Raw genomic sequence first — 7,543 nt, 5'->3', positions numbered from 1 at the left:
GAATACCAGCGCGTGCTGCACGCGCTCGGCCGCGAGCCGAACCTGGTCGAACTCGGCATCTTCTCGGTGATGTGGTCCGAACATTGCTCCTACAAGTCGAGCCGCATCCACCTGAAGCGGCTGCCCACCACCGGACCCCAGGTCCTCTGCGGCCCCGGCGAGAACGCGGGCGTGGTCGACATCGGGGACGGCCAGGCCGCGATCTTCAAGATGGAGAGCCACAACCACCCGTCGTACATCGAACCCTATCAGGGTGCGGCGACGGGGGTCGGCGGCATCCTGCGCGACGTGTTCACCATGGGCGCGCGGCCGGTCGCGAACCTGAACGCGCTGCGCTTCGGCCGGCCCGATCATCCCAAGATGCGCCACCTGATCGCGGGCGTGGTCCACGGCATCGGCGGCTACGGCAATTGCGTGGGCGTGCCGACCGTAGGCGGCGAGGTGAACTTCCACCCTGCCTATGACGGCAACATCCTGGTCAATGCGATGACGGTGGGCGTCGCGGAGACGGACAAGATCTTCTATTCCGCCGCGTCCGGCGTCGGCAATCCGATCGTCTATGTCGGATCGAAGACGGGCCGCGACGGCATCCACGGCGCGACCATGGCGTCGGCCGACTTTTCCGAGGATTCGGACGAGAAACGCCCGACCGTGCAGGTCGGCGACCCCTTTACCGAAAAGCTGCTGATCGAGGCCTGCCTGGAGCTGATGGCGTCCGACGCGATCGTCGCCATCCAGGACATGGGCGCGGCCGGCCTCACTTCCTCCTCGGTCGAGATGGCGTCCAAGGGCGGGGTCGGCATCGAGCTGGACATGAACCGGGTGCCGCAGCGCGAAACCGGCATGACGCCCTATGAGATGATGCTCTCCGAAAGTCAGGAGCGCATGCTGATGGTGCTGAAGCCCGGCCGCGAGGATTTCGCCGAGGCGATCTTCCGCAAGTGGGAGCTGGACTTCGCCATCATCGGCCGCGTCACCGACACCGGCCGGATGGTGCTGACCTTCAACGGCGAGACGGTGTGCGACATTCCGCTCGCCCCGCTGGCCGACGACGCGCCGCTCTATGATCGCCCGCATGTGAAGACGGACGCGCCGGCGATGCCGGACGTGGCCGAAAGCACGGACGTCGCGGCGGACCTCGTGACGCTGATCGGATCGCCCGACATTGCCTCCCGCCGCTGGATCTGGGAGCAATATGACCACATGGTCGGCGCCGACACGGTCCAGCGCCCCGGCGGCGACGCGGCGGTGGTGCGGGTCCACGGCACGGACAAGGGCCTGGCGATCAGCACCGATTGCACCCCGCGTTACTGCTATGCCGACCCGTATGAGGGCGGCAAGCAGGCGATCGCCGAATGCTGGCGCAACATCACGGCGGTGGGCGGCACGCCGCTCGCCACCACCGACTGCATGAACTTCGGCAACCCGCAGCGGCCCGAGATCATGGGGCAGTTCGTGGGCTGCATCGAGGGGATGGCGGAGGCGTGCGCCACGCTCGACTTCCCGATCGTGTCGGGTAACGTCAGCCTCTACAACGAAACCAAGAATGACGACGGCAGCGGCAGCGCGATCCTGCCCACGCCGGCGATCGGCGGGATCGGCCTGCTCAAGGATTGGCGCACGTCCTGCACCATCGCCTTCAAGGGCGTGGGCGACACCGTGATCGCGGTGGGCGAGCGCGGCGGCCATCTCGGCCAGTCGCTGTGGCTGCGCGAGGTGCATGGCCTCGACGGCAAGGATGCCGGCCCACCCCCGCCCGTCGACCTGAAGGCCGAGAAGCGCACCGGCGACTTCATCCGCGGCCAGATCGAGACGGGCGCGATCACCGCCTGCCACGACGTGTCGGACGGCGGCCTGGCGGTGGCGCTCGCCGAGATGGCGCTGGCATCCAATATCGGCGTGCTGGTAAACGAGGCGCAGCCGTTCGGTCTCGCCGGATCCTTCTTCGGCGAAGATCAGGGCCTGTATGTGGTGACCATCTGCGACAGTCTCCTGGCGGACTTCATGGCGGCAGCGCATGCGGCCGACGTGCCGGCCGACCCGCTCGGCCGCACCATCGCCAACCGGATCATCTTCGAGTGCGACGAAGGCGATTATTGCGTGCCGATCGACGATCTGCGCGCGGCGCATGAAGGCTTTTTCCCGAAGCTGATGACGGCAGACGCGGCTTTTGCCTGATCCCGGGCAGGCCGGATCCGGCGCGGACAAAGGCCTGGCCTTTGTCGCGCTGGCGGTGGCGGGCCTGGGCTGGAGCCTGGGCTTTCCGCTCGGCAAGCTGGCGCTGCATGAGATCGGGCCGGCGCACATGATCCTGCTGCGCTTCGCCTTTGCCAGCGTGGCGGCCCTGCCCTTCGCGCTGGGCAGCCGGGAAGCACGGCGCCTGTTCGCGTCGCCGCCGGTGTTGCTGGCAGGCTTTTTCTACGGCGTCGCCTTCGTCGTGCAGTTCGAAGGACTGAAGGGCGTCACCGTGTCGCTGGCGGCGTTGCTGGTCGGGGCGATGCCGGCCCTGGTGGCGATCGCCGCCTGGGCGCTGGGCGAGCGGGTGACGCGCACATCGTGGATCGGGGTGGCGGCGGCGACGGTCGGCGCGGCCCTGATCGCCGGCAAGCCGCAGGGCGCGGGCACGCCGATCGGCATCTTCTTGTCGCTGCTCTCCCTCCTGATCTTCCTCGCCTGGCTGCTCACCGCCAAGCGCGCGCCGGTCACGCGGAGCATGATGGCCGTTCCCGCCGTGACCCTGGTGGTGGCGACGGCGGCGGTGCTGCCGATCGCCCTGATCCTGCACGGACCGCCGCCGCTGGCGCTGAGCACGACCGCCTGGAGCGCCATCGCCGCGCAGGGCCTGCTGGCGACATTCCTGGCGACGGCCGCCTGGCAATATGGCGCCGCGCGGGTGGACAGTGCCAGCGCGGGCGTGTTCATCAACATCGAGCCGCTGATCGGCGCGGCTGTCGGCATCGCCTTGTTCGATGATCCCGCCAGCGCGGCATTGCTGGCGGGTGGCGGGCTGATCATCGCCGGCAGCATCGTGGTGGTGCTGGGCGAGCGGGCCACCCCCGCCACCGCCGATATCGGCAACCCGGCCGCGCACTGACGGGGAATGACGGCGCCGTCGCGCATCGTCGCCATCGACGTGATCCGGGGCCTTGCGGTGCTGGGCATCCTGGTGATGAACATCGTCTCGATGGGCATGCCTGACTATGCCTATGTCGACCCGCATTATTATGGCGGCGCGGATGGCGCGAACCTGGCGGCGTGGATGCTGGCTTACGTGTTCGCGGACGGCAAGATGCGCGCGCTCTTCTCCATGCTGTTCGGGGCGTCGCTGCTGATCGTCACCGACGCGGCGGAGGGGCGGACGCCGGGGCCGGCGCGTACCCACTACCCCCGCATGGCATGGCTGCTGGCGTTCGGGATGCTGCACGCCTGGCTGGTCTGGTATGGCGACATATTGGTCAGTTACGCGCTGTGCGGCACGATCGCCTTTGCCGCGCGGCGCTGGCCACCCGCCGCCCTTGCTTACGCCGCCACCCTGCTGATCGGATGGAGCGCCGCGGCGGACCTGATCCGCTGGCACGACATGAGCGTTCTGCGCGCACTCGCCACCGGCCCCAATCCGCCCGCCGACGCGGTGCGCGAATGGGGCAAGGTGCTGGACGTGGTGACGCCGCGACCCGACGTGATCGCGGAGCAGCTGCGCCTCTATCGCGGCGGCTTCGCGGATGTATTCGCGGTGCGGGCGGCGATGACGGCCCTGCTGCAATTCAGACTGATGCCGATCCTGCTGCCGGAGACGTTGGGCCTGGTGGCGTTGGGCATGTGGCTCCATCGGCTGGATTTCTGGTCGGGCGGGTGGCGGCGGCGTCATTATGCGGCGATGGTCGCCACCGCCGGGCTGGCCCTGCTGTGCTACGCGCCGCTGGTCGCCGGCATCCTTGCCCGGAGCTTCGATCCGGCTTTCCTGCCGCTGGCCGAAAGCGTGACGACGATGCTGCAGCCGATCGTCGCGCTCGGTTATGCGGCGCTGCTGATCCTGCTGATGCGGGCCGGCCGCGCACGGTGGTGGACGGTCCGGCTCGCGGCGGCCGGGCAGATGGCGTTGACCAACTATCTCGGCACCAGCCTGATCGTGACCACGCTGTTCTACGGCTATGGCCTGGGCCTGTTCGGGCGGTTGGAGCGGGCGGAGCTTTATTGGGTGGTGTTCGGCCAGTGGGTGCTGATCCTCGCCTGGTCCAAACCCTGGCTGGCGCGGTTCCGCTACGGCCCGCTGGAGTGGCTATGGCGCAGCCTGGCGCGCGGCCGCATCCAGCCGATGCGGCGTTGATCCGGCATTTGCGAATCATGTGCAATTAGGATTGCGACTGGTTCTCACTATCTGTAGCAGAGGGCCAGAAAAGGCGAGGGTGCGATTCGATGGTCGTTTGCCACTGCAACGCTATTCGTGAACGGGAACTGCGCGAAGCAGCCCGGACCGGCGTGGATTGCCCGATCCGTGCCTACGCCCAGATGGGTCGCCGCCCCCGCTGCGGCCAATGCATTCCCTATGCGCGCGAGTTGATGGCCGAGGAACGCGGCGGCGCCGCCTGACCTAAGAACGACTCGCGCGAGTCGTTCGCGCTTTGTGTCGGCGGACGATCCCGTTAGGGGGGCCGCCAGCACAAGGAGGGCCGCCATGAAGGGCGATGCACAGGTCATCGAATATCTGAACACCGCGCTCAAGAACGAGCTGACGGCGATCAACCAATATTGGCTGCATTACCGCCTGCTGGACCATTGGGGCATTGCCCGCCTGGCCGAATATGAGCGGCACGAATCCATCGACGAGATGAAGCATGCCGACTGGCTGTCGGAGCGGATCCTGTTCCTGGACGGCCTGCCCAACTTCCAGGCGCTCGGCCGGCTGCGGATCGGTGAGACGGTGGAGGAGGTGCTGCGCTCCGACCTGGCGCTGGAGGGTGACGCCATCCCCACGCTGCGCGACGGCATCGCCCATTGCGAGGCGGTGCGCGATTATGTCACGCGCGACCTGTTCCGCCGTATCCTCGACAGCGAGGAAGAGCATGTCGACTTCATCGAGCGCCAGTTCGACATGATCGAGCGGATGGGCATCCAGAATTACGTCCAGCTGCAGTCGAAGCCCGCCGGCGAGGCAGAGAAGGCCTGATTTCGTTGGGGGGAGTGGTGTGCGGATGCTCCCTCCCCCTTCTCCATGCGCGATTGCCGGCGGTGATCGGTTGGCGCTGCCCGCCCGGTCAGACGACAAAGGTGCTCCCGCGAAAGGCGGGAGCCGGGAGGACGTCGCTTGCCGCCTCCACCAAGGCACGGGGAGTGTTTGAGCGCGGCGCGGCAAAATCTGGAACCCGCTAGAGCATCGCTCGCCTCCCGGGCTCTCGCCTGCGCGGGAGCGCAAGGGTGGATTGCGGGTGCCGGGCCGCTGGCTGGTGTGGGCCGGGCCCCGTCGAAGCAGCGTTCAACCGACCTTGCGGCCGAACCCTCCTACCGACTTGCGCGCCGGCATGGCGACGGGAACCGCAGCGGCAACCGGCATGGCTTCACGCCGCAACGCCTCCAGCGCCGCCTCGAACAGCGGGCGCAGGCAGATGACCGACTTGACCATGTCGAGCGGGAAGGTGCGTTCCTCAATTCCCTGACGCGCGGCTTTTTCGACCTCTTCGGCGGCCAGCCCGAGCGGGATTGCGCCGAATTGCAGCGCCTCGCCCTTCAGCGAATGGGCCGGGCGGACCAAGGCGACGGCGTCGCGCGCGCGAACGGCCTGTTCGATCGCGGCGATCGACTTCAGCCCGTCATCGGCAAAATAGCCGAGGATGCGGGGAAAGTGGGCACCAAGCTCCTGCCGGAGCGCGCACAATCTCACCATGTCGATCGTCGACTGCCCGCTCACCCCTGTCTCCGCCCCCTGGTCTGCGGGGACAGATGTAGGCCGGCGGGGTAAAACAATCCTTAGCGTGCCGGGCGCGTCACCTGGATCCCGCCGTCGTGCGGTAGGCAAATCCATCCATGCGCCGTGGCAAGTGCCCGGATTTCATCCGAAGCGGTGGGATCGTCGGTCAGCAGCATGACCTGATCCACATCGCGCATCGCCCGGGCAAGTCGCAGTGCGGGCCAGGGACATAACAGGCCCCTGGCATCGACCGAGGTCATTTGTTTCCGAACGGATTCTTGGGCGCGCGCACGTTCATCCGTACTGGGACCGCGCCGAAGCCCAGTTCGCGGCGGATGCCGTTCACCAGGTAGCGGCGGTAGCTTTCGGGCAGCTGGTCCACGCGGGTGCCGAACAGCACGAATGTCGGCGGACGGGTGCGAGCCTGGGTGAGGTAGCGCAGCTTGATCCGCTTGCCGCCCGGCGCGGGCGGGGGATTGGCCTCGATCGCACGCTCAAACCAACGGTTAAGCTCGCCCGTGCCGACCCGGCGCGACCATGCCTCGCGCGTGGAGAAAGCGGCCTCCAGCAGCTGGTCGACGCCGCGCCCGGTAAAGCCCGATACGGTAATCAGCGGCAGGCCCTTCACCTGCGCCAGTCCATCGTCCAGCGCGCCGCGAATGCCCTGGAACAAAGACGGCGCATTCTCCGCCACGTCCCACTTGCTGACCGCGATCAGCAGGGCGCGGCCCTCCTCAATCACCTGGGACGCGATGCGCAGATCCTGCGCCTCCAGCCCGCGGGTGGCGTCGAGCAGCAGCACCACCACCTCGGCAAAGTCGATCGCGCGCTGGGTGTCGGCGGCGGACAGCCGCTCCAATTTGTCCTCCACCTTGGCGCGGCGGCGGAGACCGGCGGTGTCGATCAGCCGCACCGGCTGGTCGCGCCACATCCAGTCGATCGAGATCGAGTCGCGGGTGATGCCGGCCTCCGGACCGGTGATCATCCGCTCCTCGCCCAGCATCCGGTTGACCAGGGTCGACTTGCCGGCATTGGGACGGCCGACGATGGCGAGCTTGAGCGGGCCGGTGGCCTCGTCCTCATCCTCCTCGAACGGCTCGTCCTCGCGCTCGATATGCGGGCGCAGGGATTCGAACAGGTCGACCAGCCCCTCGCCATGTTCGGCCGAGAAGGGGATGGGATCGCCCAGGCCGAGGCGATAGGCCTCCATCACACCCGCGTCACCCGCCCTGCCTTCGGCCTTGTTGGCCATCAGCACGACCGGCGTGTCGCTGTTGCGCAGCCACAAGGCGATCTCCTCGTCCAGCGGGGTTACGCCCGCGCGCGAATCGATCAGGAACAAGGCGGCGTCCGCCTCGTCCACCGCCGCCTGGGTCTGCGCGCGCATCCGGCCGGGCAGGGTCTGGGGATCGTCCGTCTCGAACCCGGCCGTATCGACGATGCGGAAATCGAGGCCGAGCAGGCTAGCCTCGCCTTCCCGCCGGTCGCGGGTCACGCCGGGGCGGTCGTCCACCAGCGCCAGCTTTTTGCCGACCAGGCGGTTGAACAGGGTCGACTTGCCGACATTGGGCCGACCGACGATGGCGATAAGAGGCTGGGGCATGGGATCACAATAACCGTTCGTGTCGAGATGGGTCG

The 7,543-nt window shown here is 67.8% G+C and carries 8 protein-coding genes; 5 read left to right on the top strand and 3 right to left on the bottom strand.

All coding sequences use genetic code 11. The annotated features are described in order from the left end of the window. The 5 genes from purL to bfr all read left to right on the top strand — a co-directional run. On the top strand, positions 1 to 2,178 hold a 2,178-nt coding region (gene purL / locus Q0D93_RS13305), incomplete at its 5' end, for a phosphoribosylformylglycinamidine synthase subunit PurL (protein ID WP_294395205.1). Beyond that, positions 2,171 to 3,094 (top strand): DMT family transporter, encoded by a 924-nt coding sequence (locus Q0D93_RS13300; RefSeq protein ID WP_294395203.1) that lies wholly within the window; start codon positions 2,171 to 2,173, stop codon positions 3,092 to 3,094. The genes purL and Q0D93_RS13300, both read left to right, overlap by 8 nt. Before the next feature lie 6 nt (positions 3,095 to 3,100). After that, positions 3,101 to 4,327 (top strand): DUF418 domain-containing protein, encoded by a 1,227-nt coding sequence (locus tag Q0D93_RS13295; protein WP_294395202.1) that lies wholly within the window; start codon positions 3,101 to 3,103, stop codon positions 4,325 to 4,327. An 89-nt stretch (positions 4,328 to 4,416) separates the two neighbouring features. Beyond that, positions 4,417 to 4,590 carry a (2Fe-2S)-binding protein gene (locus Q0D93_RS13290; protein WP_294395200.1) on the top strand — a complete coding sequence of 58 codons (174 nt, stop codon included), beginning with the start codon at positions 4,417 to 4,419 and terminating at the stop codon, positions 4,588 to 4,590. 85 nt (positions 4,591 to 4,675) lie between these two features. Continuing rightward, positions 4,676 to 5,167, top strand: a complete 492-nt coding sequence (gene bfr / locus Q0D93_RS13285) for a bacterioferritin (protein ID WP_294395198.1) — start codon at positions 4,676 to 4,678, stop codon at positions 5,165 to 5,167. Positions 5,168 to 5,473: 306 nt separating this feature from the next. Here the strand turns inward: bfr and Q0D93_RS13280 are convergent, their stop codons facing one another. From Q0D93_RS13280 to der, 3 genes are read right to left on the bottom strand one after another with little or no spacing between them, the layout of a single operon-like run. Beyond that, positions 5,474 to 5,905 (bottom strand): Hpt domain-containing protein, encoded by a 432-nt coding sequence (locus Q0D93_RS13280; RefSeq protein ID WP_366510287.1) that lies wholly within the window; start codon positions 5,903 to 5,905, stop codon positions 5,474 to 5,476. 59 nt (positions 5,906 to 5,964) lie between these two features. After that, entirely contained in the window at positions 5,965 to 6,165 is a 201-nt protein-coding gene (locus tag Q0D93_RS13275) for a sulfurtransferase TusA family protein (RefSeq protein WP_294395196.1), read from the bottom strand. Further along, the gene (der, locus tag Q0D93_RS13270) at positions 6,162 to 7,508 is read right to left on the bottom strand and encodes a ribosome biogenesis GTPase Der (protein ID WP_294395194.1); all 1,347 of its coding nucleotides are present in this window, start codon (positions 7,506 to 7,508) and stop codon (positions 6,162 to 6,164) included. The genes Q0D93_RS13275 and der overlap by 4 nt, the downstream gene beginning before the upstream one ends. Positions 7,509 to 7,543 lie beyond the last annotated feature (35 nt).

It is taken from the genome of uncultured Sphingomonas sp. (assembly GCF_934560975.1).
In the GTDB taxonomy this organism is placed as follows: domain Bacteria; phylum Pseudomonadota; class Alphaproteobacteria; order Sphingomonadales; family Sphingomonadaceae; genus Sphingomonas_I.
This window is presented reverse-complemented; position numbering and strand designations above follow the sequence as displayed.